Here is a 16,053-nt window from a genome sequence, read left to right on the forward strand (position 1 = left end):
TGCCTCAAAGGAACTACCTCGACGAGGAGGTAATTCATATATTACTGGCTGTGTTTCGGCACGCTGTTGAGTTCTCAAAGAACACGCGCTCACCGCAGCTCATCTCAGAGGAGAGTCACTTCCGGGGCTGTGTCAGGCTTAGAAGTCTTGTGCCGCACTCCGTTCCGGCTGTGTTTCCCGGCCCGTTCCGTGCTGACATGGAGAAATTTACACGGGCCCTGTACGAGATCCAAATCGGGGGTCACGTACGGAGTAACCGCAGGTCAGACAGCACGCGGACGGCCCAAACCCGCCAAGATCGACGCACAGTGTGACCGGGGCCACGCGAAGAATCTTGTATCCAGCGCTACTGGGGTGCGCTCGGCAGGTGCACGGTGACCGACAGACCACCGGTCGGCACGGCCACTGCCTGCGCAAACCCGCCGTGGGCGGCCACCGCGGCACGCACGATCGAGAGCCCGAGACCCGTGCCGGACTGGCTCGTCCGGTCCTTGACCCCGCGGCGGAACGGCTCGAACAGCTCCTCCACGCGGTCCGGCGGGATCACCGGCCCCGACGACGACACCCGCAGGACCGACCACTGCGGGCCCGTCTCCACCACGGTCTCGATCCACCCGCCGACGTGGTTGTGGCGGACGGCGTTCTCCAGCAGGTTGCCGGCGATGCGCTCCAGCAGGGCGGGGTCGCCGACCGCGAGCGCCGGCACGCACCGGAACACGGTGCGCAGGTTCCGTGCCTCGGCCTCGGCGCGTGCGGCCCTCCACGCGGACTCGACCACGGCGGACAGGTCGACCGGCTCACGGACAGCGAGCCCGATCCCGTCCGTGCGCGCGAGCAGCAGCAGCGCGGACACCAGCTGTTCGGCACGCTCCCCAGCGGCACGCACGACGCCGGCCATGCGGCGCAGCTCTTCGACGTCGGCATCCGGGTCGGACAGAGTCACGTCCAGCTCCGTGCGCACCACCGAGAGAGGAGTGCGCAGTTCGTGCGACGCGTTCGCCACGAACCGGCGCTGCGAGTCGAAGGCGGCTTCGAGCCGGTCGAGCATCGTGTCGAACGTGTCCGCGAGCTCCGCGACCTCGTCACGCGGCCCTTCCAGCCGCAACCGCGACCCGAGCGACTCGGCCGACAGCTGACGCGCGGCACCCGTGACGTCGTGGAGAGGTTTCAGCACACGGCCGGTGAACGTCCACGCGAGTACGGCGGCGGCCACCACCATGCACGCGAACGCGATGAGGCCCGCGCGCAGCAAGTCCTGCCGGGCGGCCACCGTCAACGCGTCGGTCAACGTCTTCACGGTGACGGTGACCCCGTCCACCGTGACCTGGCTGTCGGAGGGGAACGACGGCGACGAGTCGAAGACCCGTCCGACCAGCGTCCACCCGAGGAACAGCAGAACAGCGCTCACCACGGCGACGAGCGCGGTGGTGAGCAGCGTGATCCGCAGACGCAGTCCCGGCCCGCGCCTTCGCATGGGTTCAGTCCTCAGCAGAGCCGTTCGAAGCACTGGGGACCCGGTAGCCCGAGCCCACGACGGTGTCGATGATGCCCGGCTCGCCCAGCTTTTTGCGCAACGTCATCACGGTGACGCGCACGGTCGTGGTGAACGGATCGGCGTTCTCGTCCCACACGCGCTCAAGCAGCTCCTCGCTGCTGACGACCGACCCCTTGGCCGCGAGCAGCACTTCGAGGACGCCGAACTCCTTGCGGGTCAGCTCGATGGGCTGCCCACCGCGCGACACGGTGCGCCGCGCCGGGTCGAGTTCCACGTCCTGCGCGGCGAGCACGGGCGGCGTGGCGGGCGTGGCGCGCCGGGCCAGTGCCCGCACGCGCGCGACCAGTTCGGGGAACGCGAACGGCTTCGCGAGGTAGTCGTCCGCGCCGAGCGACAGCCCGGACACGCGGTCCTCGATCGACCCGCTCGCGGTCAGCATCATGACCCTGGTGAGCGCGCCGGAGCTGAGGATCTCCTTGCACAGCTCGTCGCCGGACATCCCCGGCAGGTCGCGGTCGAGCACCACCACGTCGTACCGCGTGACGGTCGACTTCTCGTGCCCGGTCTCGCCGTCGTAGGCGACGTCCACGGCCATGCCTTCACGCCTCAGGCCACGAGCGATCGCGTCGGCCAGAGGTGCCTCGTCCTCGACTACCAGAATCCGCACGCCGTCAAAGGTGCCACACACACCTGAGAAGGCGCTTAACGACACCTTCACAAGGCCTGTCGGCAACGGCCCCCGGTCGGCGGAGCGACCGGGGGCCGTGACGTTCGGAGCAGAGGAACTACTTCTCGGCGGGCGCGTCGATCTCGACGGGCAGGCACTCCAGGCGGGCGGCCCACTCCGTCACGCGGCGCGCCACGTCCTGCGCGGTGATGCCGCACAACGAGAGCACCTCACCACGCGAGCCGTGGTCGTGGAACTGCTGCGGCAGCGCGATGTCCCGCAACGGCACGTCGACGTCCGCGTCTCGCAGCGCGGCCGCGAGAGAGGAGCCGAAGCCACCGTGGCGGCCACCGTCCTCGACGGTGACGACGAGCTTGTGCGACGCGGCCATCTCCACGAGGTCGGTCGACATCGGGTAGATCCACCGCGGGTCGACGACCGTCACGCCGATGCCCTGGTCCTCCAGCCGTTGCGCGGCGTCGAGCCCGAGCTCGCCCAACGCGCCGACCGTCACCAGCAGCACGTCGTTGCCCGACCGCCGGAGGACGTCCACGGAACCCACGCGCTCCAACGCGGGCAGGTCCGGGCCGACCGAGGCCTTCGGGTAGCGGATGACGGAGGGCGCGTCCGAGATCTCCACGGCCTCGCGGAGCTCCTCGACCAGCGAGCCCGCGTCACGCGGCGCCGCCACGTGGACACCGGGGATGACGCCGAGGATCGACATGTCCCACATGCCGTGGTGCGACGCGCCGTCCGGGCCGGTGACGCCGGCACGGTCCAGCACGACGGTGACGCCCTGCTTGTGCAGCGCCACGTCCATCAGGAGCTGGTCGAACGCCCGGTTGAGGAACGTCGCGTAGACGGCCACGACCGGGTGCAGACCGCCGATGGCGAGACCGGCGGCGGACGTCAGCGCGTGCTGCTCCGCGATGCCGACGTCGAAGAAGCGCTCCGGGAACGCCTTGGCGAACGGGTCGAGGCCGGTGGGCCCCTGCATCGCGGCGGTGATCGCCACGACGTCGGACCTCTCGCGGCCGACGTCCACGAGCGCGTCGGAGAACACGTGCGTCCAGGTGCGGCTGGCCGGCTTCACGTCCTCGCCCGTGATCGGGTCGATGACGCCGGTGGCGTGCATCTGGTCGGCCTGGTGGTTCTCGGCCGGCGCGAACCCCATGCCCTTGCGGGTGACGGCGTGCACGATCACCGGGCCGCCGAACGACTTGGCGCGCTGCAGAGCGGACTCCAGCGTCGCCATGTCGTGGCCGTCGACCGGGCCGATGTACTTGAGACCGAGGTCCTCGAACATCGCCTGCGGCGCCAGCGCGTCCTTGATGCCGCGCTTGGCGGCGTGCAGGGCGGCGTAGAGCGGCTTGCCGAAGAACGGCGTCTGCTCCAGGACGCTCTTGCCCTTCTCCAGCACGCGCTCGTAGCCGGGGCGCAGCCGCAGCGACGACAGGTGGTCGGCGAGACCACCGATCGTCGGCGAGTAGGAGCGGCCGTTGTCGTTGACGACGATCACGACCGGGCGGTTCCTGTCCGACGCGATGTTGTTGAGCGCCTCCCAGCACATGCCGCCGGTCAGCGCGCCGTCGCCGACGACCGCGACCACGTGGCCGTGGGCGCCGTTGATCTGCTTCGCCTTCGCCAGTCCGTCCGCGTAGGACAGCGCCGAGGAGGCGTGCGAGCTCTCCTGCACGTCGTGCTCGGACTCCGACCGCGACGGGTAGCCCGACATGCCGCCCTGCTGGCGGAGCCGGTCGAAGCCGTCGCGGCGGCCCGTGACGATCTTGTGCACGTACGACTGGTGACCGGTGTCGAACACGATCGGGTCCTGCGGCGAGTCGAAGACCCGGTGCAGTGCCACGGTCAGCTCGACGACACCCAAGTTGGGTCCCAGGTGCCCGCCCGTCTTGGACACCTTGTCGACCAGGAAACGCCGGATCTCCTCGCACAGCTGCTTCAGCTGCGCCTCGTCCATCCGTTTCAGATCAGCTGGTCCGTGCACGGACTCCAGCAGGGTCACCACGCCCACCTCACTCCTGAAGACTTCGGCTCAGTCTACGGAGACGCGACTGAGACGCATGGTCACCGTGTCTCAGGCACGAGCAGGGCGATGCACTCCACGTGGTGCGTCATCGGGAACGCGTCGAACGCCCGCAGCTCCGCGAGCCGGTACCCCTGAACTGTGAATTCGGCCAGGTCACGGGCCAGTGCAGCGGGGTCGCAGGCGACGTAGACGACCCGCTGCGGACGGCGTCGTGCGACTTCAGCCACAACGACCTTGCCCGCCCCCTTACGAGGGGGATCCAGCACCACGACGTGAGGGTCCTCAACGGGCATGCGGCGCGTCACGGCACGCTCCACCTTGTCCGCGACCCACTCCACCTGGGACATGCGGCGGAGGTTGCGCCGGCCGTCTTCCACGGCACCGGGAAACGACTCCACGACCAGCACGGATCCGGTCTCGCCGACCTGCCTGCCGAGCACCGACGCGAAGAGTCCCGCGCCGCCGTAGAGGTCCCACGCGCGTTGCCCCGGCTCGGCCGCGGTCCACTGCCCCACGACGGTCGCGAACGTGTCCGCGGCGGCCGGGTGGACCTGCCAGAAGCCGTCCGCGGAAATTCGCCACTTTCGGCTGGCGGCGGTCTCGACGGCCGTACCGGTTCCGGCGCGGCGGGCGGTGTGTCGGCCGCGCACCTCACCCACATGACGGTTGCCGTCACCGTCCTGGACGATCGTGACCTCCTGCGCCCGCCACTTTCGGTCCGCCACGGCCTCGACCATGCCCGGCCGGGAGATCACGCAGTGGTCGATCGGGATCACATCGTGGGAACGGGTGCCGCGGAAACCGGGTCGCCCGTCGCGATCGACGGCCATCCGGATGCGGGTGCGCCACTCCAGCGGACCGCCCGGCAGCGCCTCGACGACCACGTCCCGTTCGATCTTCGCCAGGCGGCTCAGCTGCTCGCGCACGACCTGGGCCTTGAGCTCCCGCTGCGCGTCCCACGAGACGTGCTGGAAGTCGCAGCCACCGCACATCCCCGGCCCGCTGAACGGGCACGGCGCCTCGACGCGGTCCGGTGATGGCTCCAGGACCTCCACGGCATCCGCACGGCAGAACGAGCCGCCGTTGTCCTCGTACACAGACACCACGACACGCTCGCCAGGCAGTGCGTGACGCACGAACAGAACGCGTCCCTCGTGCCGTGCAACGAAATGCCCGCCGTGCGCGACAGGGCCTACCTCTACCTCGAACTTGCGTCCGGTCCAGTCTTCCTTGGTCGTGCTCATCGGTCGTCAAGTCCCCTTCGGACAGCGCCGGGCGCGATGACGTCCTTGTCCTTGACCTTCACCGAGGACTCCAGCTGCCACGGGACGCTGGTCACCATCACACCCGGCTGGAAAAGCAGCCTTCCCTTGAGCCGCAACGCGCTCTGGTTGTGCAGGAGCTGCTCCCACCAGTGGCCGACCACGTACTCGGGGATGAACACCGTAACAACGTCGCGCGGGTTGTCCGTCTTGACTCTCTTGACGTAGTCGAGAACGGGCTTGGTGATCTCCCGGTAGGGCGACTCGATGACCTTGAGCGGGATCTTGAAGTTCTCCTTCTCCCACTCCTGCACGAGCCTGCGGGTGTCGCCGTCGTCGACGTTGACCGTGACGGCCTCCAGCACGTCCGGGCGCGTGGCCTTGGCGTAGGACAACGCGCGCAGCGTCGGCATGTGCAGTTTGGACACCAGCACCATGCAGTGGTTGCGCGCGGGCATCGTGCGCACGCGCTCCTGCTTGCGCAGCTCCTCGGCGACGGTGTCGTAGTGCTTGCGGATCGCCGTCATCAACGCGTAGATGGCGGCCATCGCGGCGATGGCGATCCACGCGCCCTTGGTGAACTTGGTGATCAGCACGATGATCAGCACGGTCGCGGTCAGCGCGAGGCCGAACGTGTTGATGGCCTGCGAGCGCCGCATCCTGGTGCGCGCCTGGGCGTCGGTCTCGGTCTTGAGCAGCCGCTGCCAGTGCTTGATCATGCCGAGCTGGCTCAGCGTGAACGACACGAACACACCGACGATGTAGAGCTGGATCAGCCGGGTGACCTCGGCGTCGAACGCGATCACCAGCACGACCGCGAAGCCCGCGAGGAACAGGATGCCGTTGGAGAACGCCAGCCGGTCGCCGCGGGTGTGCAACTGACGCGGCAGATAGCGGTCCTGGGCGAGGATCGAGCCGAGCACGGGGAAGCCGTTGAACGCCGTGTTGGCGGCCAGCACGAGGATCAGCGCGGTGACGCCGGCGATGAAGTAGAAGCCGGGCGGGAAGCTGTCGAAGACGGCGTGCGCGATCTGCGCCACCATCGTCTTCTGCTCGTAGCCCGCGGGCGCGTTGGTGATCTGCTGCTGGGGGAACTCGGCCATCCGCACGTCGGTGAGCTGGGCGAGGATGATCAGGCCCATCAGCATGACCACCGAGATGGTGCCCATCAGCAGCAGCGTCGTGGCGGCGTTGCGGGACTTGGGCTTGCGGAACGCGGGCACGCCGTTGCTGATCGCCTCGACGCCCGTGAGCGCCGCACAGCCCGATGAGAACGCACGCAGCACCAGGAAGACGAACGCGAGTCCCATCAGGTGGTCGGACTCGGCGTGGATCTCCAGGCCCGAGCTCTCGGCGCGCATGTCGTCGCCCAGGACGAAGCCGCGGAACAGGCCGTAGCCGATCAGGCCGAAGACGCCGATCATGAACGCGTAGACGGGGACGGCGAACGCGCTGCCGGACTCGCGGATGCCGCGCAGGTTCACGGCCGTCAGCAGCACGATGGCCGCGACCGCGAACTCCGCCTTGTGGGTCGCGACGAACGGGATCGCGGACCCGATGTTCGCCGCGGCCGCCGAGATCGACACGGCGACCGTGAGGATGTAGTCGACGAGCAGCGCGCTCGCCACGGTGAGTCCCGCTCTGCGTCCGAGGTTGACCGTGGCCACCTCGTAGTCGCCGCCGCCGGACGGGTACGCGTGCACGTTCTGGCGGTAGCTGGCGACCACGGTCAGCATGACCACGATGACCGCGACACCCACCCACGGCGCCATCGCGTACGCGCTCAGGCCCGCCACCGACAGCATCAGGAAGATCTCTTCCGGCGCGTACGCGACCGACGACATGGCGTCGGAGGCGAAGACCGGCAAGGCGATGCGTTTGGGCAGCAGGGTGTGAGCGAGGCGATCGCTGCGGAACGGCCGTCCGACCAGAAGGCGTTTGGCGGCGGTGGCGAGCTTGGACACGGCCAGAGCGTAAGGGGTCCGCTCACCGGGACGGGCTAATGCTCGGTAGGTTCTGCGCAGAGTTCGCCTGAGGAGGCATGTCGTGCACGTGGTGATCATGGGGTGTGGCCGGGTGGGAGCCTCCCTGGCCAGGGCCCTGGAGCGACTCGACCACCAGGTCGCCGTGATCGACAAGGACCCGCAGTCGTTCCGCAGGCTGGGCAGCGACTTCCACGGGCAGCAGGTCGTCGGCAACGGTTTCGACCGCAATGTCCTGATCGAGGCCGGTGTCGAGCGCGCGGGCGCGTTCGCGGCGGTCTCCAGCGGCGACAACTCCAACATCATCTCGGCGCGGGTCGCGCGCGAGACGTTCGGTGTCGAGCACGTCGTCGCGCGCATCTACGACCACAAGCGCGCGGCCGTGTACGAGCGCTTGGGCATCCCGACCGTGGCCACCGTGCCGTGGTCGACCGACCGGTTCCTGCGGATGCTGTTGCCCGAAGGGGCGGCGACCGCGTGGCGCGACCCGTCCGGAACCGTGGCCGTGCTGCCGATCGAGGTCGCCGAGTCGTGGGTCGGACGGCCGGTGCGCGAGCTGGAGGAGGCGATCGGCGCGCGCGTGGCGTTCGTGATGCGCTTCGGCACGGGTGTGCTGCCGGAGCACTCGACCGTCGTGCAGGCCGACGACACCATCTACGTGGCGGCGCTGTCCGGCACGATCACCGACGTCGCGGCCGCGGCGCTGCAGGCACCGGAGGAGAGCTGATGCGGGTCGCTATCGCCGGCGCGGGAGCGGTGGGCCGGTCCATCGCGCAGGAGCTCGTCTCGGACGGGCACCAGGTGATGCTGATCGAGCGGGACCGGGCGCACTTCGACCCGAACTCGGTCGAGCAGGCCGAGTGGGTGCAGGCCGACGCGTGCGAATTGTCCTCTTTGGAGGACGCGGGCATGCAGCTGTGCGACGTGGTGATCGCCGCGACCGGTGACGACAAGGTCAACCTCGTGGTGTCGCTTCTGGCCAAGACGGAGTTCGCGGTGCGGCGCGTCATCGCGCGCGTGAACGACCCGACGAACGAATGGCTGTTCACCGAGTCGTGGGGTGTCGACGTGGCCGTGTCGACGCCACGGCTGCTGGCCGCCATGGTCGAGGAGTCCGTGACGATCGGTGACGTCGTGCGGCTCATGACGTTGCGGCAGGGGCAGGCGAACCTCGTGGAGATCACGCTCGACGAGTCGACGCCGTTCGCCGGCCGCGCGGTCTCGGAGCTGACGCTGCCGCGCGACGCCGCCCTCGTGACGATCCTGCGCGGCGGGCGGGTCATCGTGCCGCAGCCGGACGACACCCTGGAGGGCGGGGACGAGCTGCTGTTCGTCACGACCGCCGCCGTCGAGCAGGACATCAAGACGGCTCTGGGGTACTGACCGCTCTCACACGGATGCCCGGCAGGCTCGGCCTGCCGGGCATCGGCGCATTCTGGGAGCGGTCAGTCTCTGGACCTGTCGCGGGACTCGGCGTCGACGACGCGCTTGAGCTCGTCCATGTCCGGGGTCATCAGGTCGTCGGCCGTGCGCGTGAGCACGCCCTCCGCCTCGGCCTCCGACTTGGCCTTCGCCTCGGCGGCCTCCTCGGCCGCCTTGAGCCGCTTGTCCGCGCGGCGGACCGCCCAGACCGTGGCGAGCAGGGCGATGGCCATCAGCGGGTAGCCCATGCCGAGGCGGGCGACGGCGAGCCAGCCGACCTGGTCCTCGTCGTAGAGCCAGCGCTGGACCACGAAGCGGGCGAAGAAGACCAGTGCCCACACGAAGGTCGCGATGTCGTAGTCGCGGACCGTGGCCTTGTCCTCGCGCCAGGAGCGGTCTCTGCCGTTGAGGAACGTCCAGAGCACGCCGGCGAGCGGCCAGCGCACGATGATCGACAGCAGGAACGCGCTGCCGTACACGATGCTCTGCCAGATGCCGAAGAGGAAGAAACCCTTGGCCTCGCCTGTCTTGTAGGCGATGAAGGCCGCGATGCCGACGCCGAAGACGGCGGAGATCGCGGGCTGGATGGTTCCCTTGCGCACGGCCAGTACCGCGCCGATGACGACGGCGGCGGCGAGGGAGCTGATGATCGCGGCCATCAGGTTCTTGGTCGCGAAGTTGATGATCACGAAGACGAGGACGGGCAGCGAGGAGTAGAGCATCCCGCTCACCCCGCCCATCTGCTCGAGGACGGTGGGCTGCTTTTCTTCGGTCTTGGCTGAAGTCATGAAGCGTTCTGCAACTCGTAGTAGGGGTTGTAGAGCACCTTGCGCCCGTCGCGCACGGCGATGCGGCCTCGTGCCTTGATCGTCCGACCAGGCTCGATTCCCGCGATGCGACGGCGGCCGAGCCAGACGAGGGTGACGCCCTCGGTGCCGTCGTAGAGCTCGGCTTCCAGGGTGGCGGCCGCGTCCCGGGGGCAGAGCTCCACGCTGCGGAGCCTTCCGAGGACGGTGACCTCCTCACCGGACTTGCAGTCGCAGGCCTTCACCGCGCCGACGGCCTCCGCTTTTCGCGACAGGTCGTCCGCGTCGAGCTCGGCGACGTCGCTGGTCAAGCGACGCACCAAGCGGCGCCAATAGCCGCTCATCCCCGACTCCCGCAGTGCTCTGGTGGCCCCGTGGTGTGGGCCGTCTGACAGTGAGGGTACGCAGAGGCGACGACAATCCCGGGCGTGCCTGCCGAGACCGTGGTCCTGCTGCCCGGAACCGCCTCAGACGAGGTGTTCGTCCGATCTGTGTTCACCGAGCCGTTGTCGCAGGTAGGTGCCGTTCTCCACGCACCACGCGTTCGCACGCTCCGTGAACGGTTGACGGCCCTCGAAAATGCCCCGGCAAGCCACCCGATCGTGGTGGGTGGTGTCTCACTGGGCGCGCACGTCGCCGCGAGGTGGGCGGTGGCCAACCCCGGCCGGTGCGCGGGGCTCGTCCTGGCGTTGCCGGCGTGGACCGGCGCGCCTGGAGGGGCTCCGGCGGCGCTCGCGGCCAGGGCGAGCGCGGACGTCGTCAGGACGCAGGGCCTCACGACGGCGCTGTCCGGCACGACCGGCTGGCTGCACGACGAGCTGTCCAGGGCCTGGCACGGCTACGGGGACCAGCTCGTGCCGCACCTCGAAGAAGCCGCGGACTCGCTCGCGCCGACGCTCGACGAGCTGAAGGCGCTCGACGTGCCGACGGGGATCGTCGGGTGCACCGATGACCCGGTGCACCCGATCTCGGTGGCACGCGCGTGGGCGGAAGCCCTCCCACGCGCCGTGCTCGTCACAACGACACTGGACGCCTATCCGCACGCGTTGGGGCGTGCGGTGCAGGCGTGGCAGCAGGCTCGTTAGCCCTGCTGCTGCTGGATGTGGCGAGCGATCGCCTCAGGCAGTTCGACCGGCAACGGCGTGCGGGGCGGCATCGGCTGCTCACCGCGCACGACCACCGTTCCGCGCAGCATCTCGCGCAGCGCCTCGGCGTTCTGCTCGAAGTGCTCCTCGGGGCCGGCCGCGACACCGCGCAGCATCCAGCGCGGCCGGTCGATGCCGACGAAGAGGATCTTCACGCCCTGGTTGCGCGCGGTGATCTCCTCGCCCCACTCGCCGTTCTCGCGGTTGATGCGGGCGCCGTCCTCCTTGAGGCCGTCGATCAGCTCGGCGCCGACCTCCTTCCAGAGGTCACCCGACTTCGGCGCGGCGAACGCGCTGACCGTCAGCTGCCCGACCGGCGTGAGGATGTGCACCGCGCGCACCGCGTTGGTCTGCTGGTCCATCTCGACCTGCAGCTGGGCCTCGTCCGGCATCGGCAGCAGCACCGAGCCCAGGTCGAGCCGGTCCACGTCGTCCTGAGGCGCCACGGCCGAGTCCCACGGGCCCTCGACGTCGTCGAAGTCCTCGTCGTGCTCCGGACCGGTGTCGACCGCGCCCGAGGAGTGACGACCGCGCTTGCGGCGCCTTCCGAACATTGCCCTACCCCTCCGCCTTCATCCTGGCGAGCACCACGTGCCCGCCGGTCGAGCCATAGCCTCCCGCACCGCGTTCCGTCTCCGGCAACTCGGTGACCTCGCGGAACACCGCGTGCTCGACGCGCTGCACGACGAGCTGGGCGATCCGGTCGCCGCGTGACAGCGCGATCGGCTCACGAAGATCATGGTTCACGAGGCAAACGCGGATCTCACCGCGGTAGCCGGAGTCGATCGTGCCGGGCGTGTTCACCACGCTCAACCCGACCCTCGCGGCCAGACCGGAACGCGGGTGCACGAACCCGGCGAAACCGTCGGGAAGCGCGATCGCGACACCGGTGCCGACCACGGCGCGCTCGCCTGGTGGAATGACCACGTCCGACGTGGTGACCAGATCAGCGCCCGCGTCGCCATGACGGGCGTAGGCGGGCACCGGAACCCCCGGATCGAGCCGGGTCAGCAACACCTCGACGCTGGACACGGCGGCCGAGATTACCCTGACGACGTGAGTGAGACTGCCGTGACCGCCACTACGACCTTCCGCGAGCGCCTGTACGTGACGTGGTGGATCTGGCCGCTGCCGCTGCTCGCGGCCGCGCTGCTGGCCGCCGAGGTGCACATGGGCTTCCCCGGCGTCCGGTCCTGGCTGCCGTACGTGATCCTGCTGCCGCTGACGGTCCTGCTGATCGTCCGGCTGGGTTCGACGAAGGTCGAGGTCGCCGGCGGTGAGCTGCGCGCGGGTGACGCGCACATCCCGCTGGAGCTGCTCGGCGAGGTCGAGGTGATCTCGCAGGAGGACCGCCGCCGGACCATGGGCCGCGACCTCGACCCCGCGGCGTTCGTCGTGCACCGGGGCTGGGTCAAGCCGCTCGTGCGGGTGCGGGTGAACGACCCGGAGGACCCGACCCCCTACTGGGTGATCAGCACGCGGCGGCCGGACGAGCTCGCCGCCGCGATCAAGTCCTGAAGTCCTGGAAGTCCCGAAGAACACAACTGGGCGCCACCCGTGAGGGTGAGCGCCCAGTTCTTTCTTCTGCTCCTGCGGACTCCGGCTGATGCGGATCAGGCGCAGTCGCGGCAGATGTACGTGCCGCCGTTGTCCTCGGCGAGCCTGCTGCGGTGGTGCACCAGGAAGCACTTCGAGCACGTGAACTCGTCGGCCTGCTTGGGCAGGACCTTGAACGTGAGCTCCTCACCGGACAGGTCGGCGCCCGGCAGCTCGAAGTTCTCCGCGCTCGCGTCCTCGTCGACGTCGACGACGCCGGACTGCGTCTCGTTCCGCCGGGCCTTCAACTCCTCGAGGGAGTCCTCAGCGAGTTCGTCCGCCTCGCTGCGACGCGGCGCGTCGTAGTCGGTCGCCATCTTCTTCACCCCTGCGGTCTACGGAGACTGTTCGTGTCGCTGGTTAACGCTCCAGCGACCTCATTTGTGCCCCACGTCAAGGTGACGTAGGTCTCCCACACCCGGCGGGCAAGCCAACCCCCTTGACGTGACCGTCGGCTTGATCGAAATGTGTGCGGAGCGCGCAGAGGGTAGCTCATTGCCCGAGTGACTCGACATCGGGTTACCCCCTACCGACCGGACGGGTGACACAACCTTTCTACGCTGGACCGATAGGCTGTGCGGGAGCACATGCGTCTCGGCGTGCAACCTGGCGCCGGACCGGTACCGTCCTGACTGTGAGCAATGGGACCGGTGCAGTGGGTCACGCCCTTCCGGGCGCGCAACAGCCGGGCAAGGCCTAGGCTGATCTCAGGGGACGGATCACGGGGAGGACTTCGAACGTGGGATCCGCATCGGGAAGCTTGACGCCTTACAAGAGGCGTCGGCCCGTGCCCGCGCTCGTCCTGTTCGCGGTGCTGTTGGTCAGTTCCGTGTTCGTGTGGGTGAAGGTGCTCGGCAACGCAAGCGACGTGGACGCGGCCATCAGGTGCAACGCGCCCGGCAACGTGACGGCGTCCTCCTCCGCCACCGCGGGGGCCGACCCCGCCGCCGGCGAGACGCCCACGGCGCCCCCGCCCGCGCTGGGCACCGTCCTGGAGCACGACGCGCTCGACCGCACCAACCCGGTGCCGGTCGGCGAGGTCAGCTTCAAGGTCGTCAACGCCTCGACGCAGCGCAACCACGCCAAGGCCGTCGCGACGATGTTCACCGAGCTCGGCCTGAAGCAGGCGGCCGATCCCGGCAACGACGTCGTCTACCCGGCGGGCGACATGGGCTGCCGCGGCCAGCTCCGCTTCGGCGCCCCCGGCGCGTCCGCGGCCAGGACGCTGTCGCTGCTGGAGCCGTGCCTGGAGCTCGTGCGCGACGAGCGCCAGGACGCCACCGTCGACGTGGCGATCGGCAAGAAGTTCGACGAGGTCAAGCCGAACAGCAACGCCCGCAAGGTGCTCGACCAGCTCAGCGAGTGGGCGGCGCAGCAGCCGGAGCAGCAGGGGGGCCAGGTGGCCGCCGCCGCACCGCCGACGCTGAACGCCGACAACCTCACCGGCGCGCGCGACGTGAGCTGCTGACCGTTCTTCCGGCCCGAAGGCCGAGCAACAGTTGTTAGACCCTCTTACGAACGGCGCCGCCCCTGCTGCAGGGGAGGCGCCGTTTCGCATGTCCGCCTCAGGCTCGTCCAGTCAACGTTGACTGGACGAGCCGCGGATCAACGTTGACTGGCCGCATCAATGTTGAGTCAACGTTGATGCGACGTGGGATCAACGTTGATCCGGCCTGCTCAAGTACAGCGGCACCGACGCGTCAACATTGATCCGCGACATTGACCCCGCAACGTTGATCCGCAACATCGATCTGCGGCTCAGACCTTGCCGAAGCCGCACTCGGCCAGGGCCCCGTACAGGGCGTCGGCGATGCCGGGCGCTGCGGCGAACGTCGCGTCCTCCCCCAGTTCGGGCGAGGATCCCGGCAGCCGCACCACCGCGCCGGCCTCCGCCGCGATCAGCCCGCCGGCCGCCCAGTCCCAGCGGCCGAGCCCGTGCTCGGCGTAGGCGTCGAGCCGTCCGGCCGCCACCGAGCACAGGTCCAGCGACGCCGCGCCCGCCCGGCGGAGGTCGCGCACCCGCGTGGCCATGCCCGCCCACGCGTCGGCCTGCCGCTGACGGCGTTCCGGCCGGTACGCGAACCCGTAGCCGAGCAGGGACAGCGACAGGTCGGTCGTCGCGGACACGCTCAGCGGCGCGCCGTCCAGGAACGAGCCGTACCCGCGTGCCGCGGTCCACATGCGGCCGGTCGCGGGTTCGAACACGGCCCCCGCGACGGACTCGCCGTCGAGCTGCGCCGCGATCGACACGGAGTACCAGGGGATTCCGTAGAGGTAGTTGACGGTGCCGTCGATGGGGTCGACGACCCACGTCAGGCCCTCGACGACGGTTCCGCCCTCCTCCTCTCCGAGGACGGGTTCGCCGGGCCGCAACTCGGACAGACGCGTCCGGACGAGTTGTTCCGAGGCGCGGTCCGCGGCGGTGACCACGTCCGTCGATGTGCTCTTGGTGTCGAACGAGACGACGGCGGAAGCACGCATGCGCTGAACAAGAGCGCCCGCTTCCCGTCCGATGGCCGTCGCGATGTCAACGAGTGGCCGGGGATCGAACACGACCGGTTCCCTCCTGCGTCACTAGCACGGGACTATCGGACAAGGTCAGGCTAGTGTCTGCGCACCACGGTTACTGAATCGAACGAGTAGGAAGGACCACGGGGAATGGGCATCACCCGCGGGTTCGGTGTGGACATCGGCGGCTCCGGCGTCAAGGGCGGCCTGGTCGACCTCGAGGCAGGAGCACTGGACGGCGAACGCATGCGGATCCCCACGCCCCAGCCTTCGACACCGGAGGCGGTGGCGGAGGTGGTCGCGGAGATCGTCGAGAAGTTCCAGTGGGACGGACCTGTCGGCGTCACGCTCCCGTGCGTGGTCAAGCACGGTGTCGCCCTCAGCGCGGCGAACGTCGACAAGGGCTGGATCAACTGCGACGCCCAGACGCTCTTCGCCCAGCGTCTCAAGCGCAGGCCCGAGGACATCGTCGTGATGAACGACGCGGACGCGGCCGGCATCGCGGAGATGTCGTTCGGCGCGGGCGTGGGCAAGAACGGGACCGTGGTGCTGCTGACGTTCGGCACGGGCATCGGCAGCGCGGTGTTCCTCGACGGCAAGCTGGTCCCGAACACCGAGTTCGGCCACCTGCAGGTCGACGGGCACGACGCCGAGAAGCGCGCGGCCGCCTCCGTGAAGGAGGAGAAGGACCTGTCCTGGGAGGAGTGGACGCCCAGGGTCAGCCGGTACGTCAACGTGCTGGAGGACCTCATCTGGCCCGACCTCGTCATCGCCGGTGGTGGCGTGAGCAAGAAGGCGCACAAGTGGTTGCCGTTGCTCGAGGTCCGCACCGAGGTGGTCGCCGCCGCGCTGAAGAACGACGCGGGCATCGTGGGCGCGGCCTGGGCCGCCGCACACGGCGTCAGGCCCTAGTGCGGTGACCACAATCCTCACCGGGTTGCGCACGGCCCAGGTGGACGCCTCGTGGTGCCCTGGACCGCGCACAACCCGGCAAGGGTTGGTGGTCACCGCACTGCAGAGCGTTCGACACCGAAACGTGTCCGACTCGATCTAGCTGCGAAAACGCAGGTGAGCGCGCCTCGAAGCACCTCGGGGCGCAACACCGCGTCACCGACGTCGTTAC

Annotated in this window: 17 protein-coding genes; 6 read left to right on the plus strand and 11 right to left on the minus strand. The window is 69.2% G+C overall.

What is annotated here, in order from left to right:
• Nucleotides 1-346: 346 nt before the first annotated feature.
• The 5 genes from ACFWN2_RS23455 to ACFWN2_RS23475 all read right to left on the minus strand — a co-directional run bounded on the left by ACFWN2_RS23455 (nucleotide 347) and on the right by ACFWN2_RS23475 (nucleotide 7,435).
• Nucleotides 347-1,474: a sensor histidine kinase gene (locus tag ACFWN2_RS23455; protein WP_382430596.1), complete on the minus strand. Its 1,128-nt coding sequence runs from the start codon at nucleotides 1,472-1,474 to the stop codon at nucleotides 347-349.
• Between the two features lie 4 nt (nucleotides 1,475-1,478).
• Nucleotides 1,479-2,162 (minus strand): response regulator transcription factor, encoded by a 684-nt coding sequence (locus tag ACFWN2_RS23460; protein WP_330277978.1) that lies wholly within the window; start codon nucleotides 2,160-2,162, stop codon nucleotides 1,479-1,481.
• Nucleotides 2,163-2,280: 118 nt separating this feature from the next.
• On the minus strand, nucleotides 2,281-4,185 hold the full coding sequence (gene dxs, locus ACFWN2_RS23465) for a 1-deoxy-D-xylulose-5-phosphate synthase (RefSeq protein ID WP_382430598.1): 1,905 nt from the start codon (nucleotides 4,183-4,185) through the stop codon (nucleotides 2,281-2,283).
• A 62-nt stretch (nucleotides 4,186-4,247) separates the two neighbouring features.
• Nucleotides 4,248-5,453 carry a class I SAM-dependent RNA methyltransferase gene (locus ACFWN2_RS23470; protein WP_382430600.1) on the minus strand — a complete coding sequence of 402 codons (1,206 nt, stop codon included), beginning with the start codon at nucleotides 5,451-5,453 and terminating at the stop codon, nucleotides 4,248-4,250.
• Nucleotides 5,450-7,435, minus strand: a complete 1,986-nt coding sequence (locus ACFWN2_RS23475) for an APC family permease (RefSeq protein WP_382430602.1) — start codon at nucleotides 7,433-7,435, stop codon at nucleotides 5,450-5,452. The genes ACFWN2_RS23470 and ACFWN2_RS23475 overlap by 4 nt, the downstream gene beginning before the upstream one ends.
• Nucleotides 7,436-7,517: 82 nt before the next feature.
• On the opposite strand from ACFWN2_RS23475, the gene ACFWN2_RS23480 reads away from it, so the two are divergent.
• The gene (locus ACFWN2_RS23480; RefSeq protein ID WP_382430604.1) at nucleotides 7,518-8,180 is read left to right on the plus strand and encodes a potassium channel family protein; all 663 of its coding nucleotides are present in this window, start codon (nucleotides 7,518-7,520) and stop codon (nucleotides 8,178-8,180) included.
• Nucleotides 8,180-8,836, plus strand: coding sequence for a potassium channel family protein (locus ACFWN2_RS23485; RefSeq protein WP_382430606.1), 657 nt, complete (start codon nucleotides 8,180-8,182; stop codon nucleotides 8,834-8,836). The genes ACFWN2_RS23480 and ACFWN2_RS23485 overlap by 1 nt, the downstream gene beginning before the upstream one ends.
• A 62-nt stretch (nucleotides 8,837-8,898) precedes the next feature.
• Here the strand turns inward: ACFWN2_RS23485 and ACFWN2_RS23490 are convergent, their stop codons facing one another.
• Both ACFWN2_RS23490 and ACFWN2_RS23495 read right to left on the minus strand, forming a co-directional pair.
• Entirely contained in the window at nucleotides 8,899-9,663 is a 765-nt protein-coding gene (locus ACFWN2_RS23490) for a DUF3159 domain-containing protein (protein WP_382430608.1), read from the minus strand.
• Nucleotides 9,660-10,025 (minus strand): OB-fold nucleic acid binding domain-containing protein, encoded by a 366-nt coding sequence (locus ACFWN2_RS23495; RefSeq protein WP_035908814.1) that lies wholly within the window; start codon nucleotides 10,023-10,025, stop codon nucleotides 9,660-9,662. The genes ACFWN2_RS23490 and ACFWN2_RS23495 overlap by 4 nt, the downstream gene beginning before the upstream one ends.
• A gap of 84 nt (nucleotides 10,026-10,109) precedes the next feature.
• Here ACFWN2_RS23495 and ACFWN2_RS23500 point away from each other — a divergent pair, with 84 nt between their 5' ends.
• Nucleotides 10,110-10,766, plus strand: coding sequence for an alpha/beta fold hydrolase (locus ACFWN2_RS23500; RefSeq protein WP_382430611.1), 657 nt, complete (start codon nucleotides 10,110-10,112; stop codon nucleotides 10,764-10,766).
• On the opposite strand, the gene ACFWN2_RS23505 is transcribed toward ACFWN2_RS23500, so the two are convergent.
• Both ACFWN2_RS23505 and dut read right to left on the minus strand, forming a co-directional pair.
• Nucleotides 10,763-11,380: a DUF3710 domain-containing protein gene (locus ACFWN2_RS23505; protein ID WP_382430612.1), complete on the minus strand. Its 618-nt coding sequence runs from the start codon at nucleotides 11,378-11,380 to the stop codon at nucleotides 10,763-10,765. The genes ACFWN2_RS23500 and ACFWN2_RS23505 overlap by 4 nt on opposite strands.
• A 4-nt stretch (nucleotides 11,381-11,384) precedes the next feature.
• Nucleotides 11,385-11,858 (minus strand): dUTP diphosphatase, encoded by a 474-nt coding sequence (dut, locus tag ACFWN2_RS23510; RefSeq protein ID WP_319978224.1) that lies wholly within the window; start codon nucleotides 11,856-11,858, stop codon nucleotides 11,385-11,387.
• Between the two features lie 24 nt (nucleotides 11,859-11,882).
• Between dut and ACFWN2_RS23515 the strand changes: the two genes are divergently transcribed.
• Nucleotides 11,883-12,344 carry a DUF3093 domain-containing protein gene (locus tag ACFWN2_RS23515; protein ID WP_382430615.1) on the plus strand — a complete coding sequence of 154 codons (462 nt, stop codon included), beginning with the start codon at nucleotides 11,883-11,885 and terminating at the stop codon, nucleotides 12,342-12,344.
• Between the two features lie 95 nt (nucleotides 12,345-12,439).
• On the opposite strand, the gene ACFWN2_RS23520 is transcribed toward ACFWN2_RS23515, so the two are convergent.
• A complete protein-coding gene (locus tag ACFWN2_RS23520) occupies nucleotides 12,440-12,739 on the minus strand; it encodes a DUF4193 domain-containing protein (RefSeq protein ID WP_030474775.1) in 300 nt (99 codons plus the stop codon).
• Nucleotides 12,740-13,161: 422 nt separating this feature from the next.
• On the opposite strand from ACFWN2_RS23520, the gene cei reads away from it, so the two are divergent.
• Nucleotides 13,162-13,890: an envelope integrity protein Cei gene (cei, locus tag ACFWN2_RS23525; protein WP_382430617.1), complete on the plus strand. Its 729-nt coding sequence runs from the start codon at nucleotides 13,162-13,164 to the stop codon at nucleotides 13,888-13,890.
• A gap of 290 nt (nucleotides 13,891-14,180) precedes the next feature.
• On the opposite strand, the gene ACFWN2_RS23530 is transcribed toward cei, so the two are convergent.
• A complete protein-coding gene (locus ACFWN2_RS23530; RefSeq protein ID WP_382430619.1) occupies nucleotides 14,181-14,975 on the minus strand; it encodes an inositol monophosphatase family protein in 795 nt (264 codons plus the stop codon).
• A 105-nt stretch (nucleotides 14,976-15,080) separates the two neighbouring features.
• Here ACFWN2_RS23530 and ppgK point away from each other — a divergent pair, with 105 nt between their 5' ends.
• Nucleotides 15,081-15,842, plus strand: coding sequence for a polyphosphate--glucose phosphotransferase (ppgK, locus tag ACFWN2_RS23535; protein ID WP_382430621.1), 762 nt, complete (start codon nucleotides 15,081-15,083; stop codon nucleotides 15,840-15,842).
• Nucleotides 15,843-16,053 lie beyond the last annotated feature (211 nt).

The organism is Lentzea sp. NPDC058436, assembly GCF_042721515.1.
Lineage (GTDB): Bacteria > Actinomycetota > Actinomycetes > Mycobacteriales > Pseudonocardiaceae > Lentzea.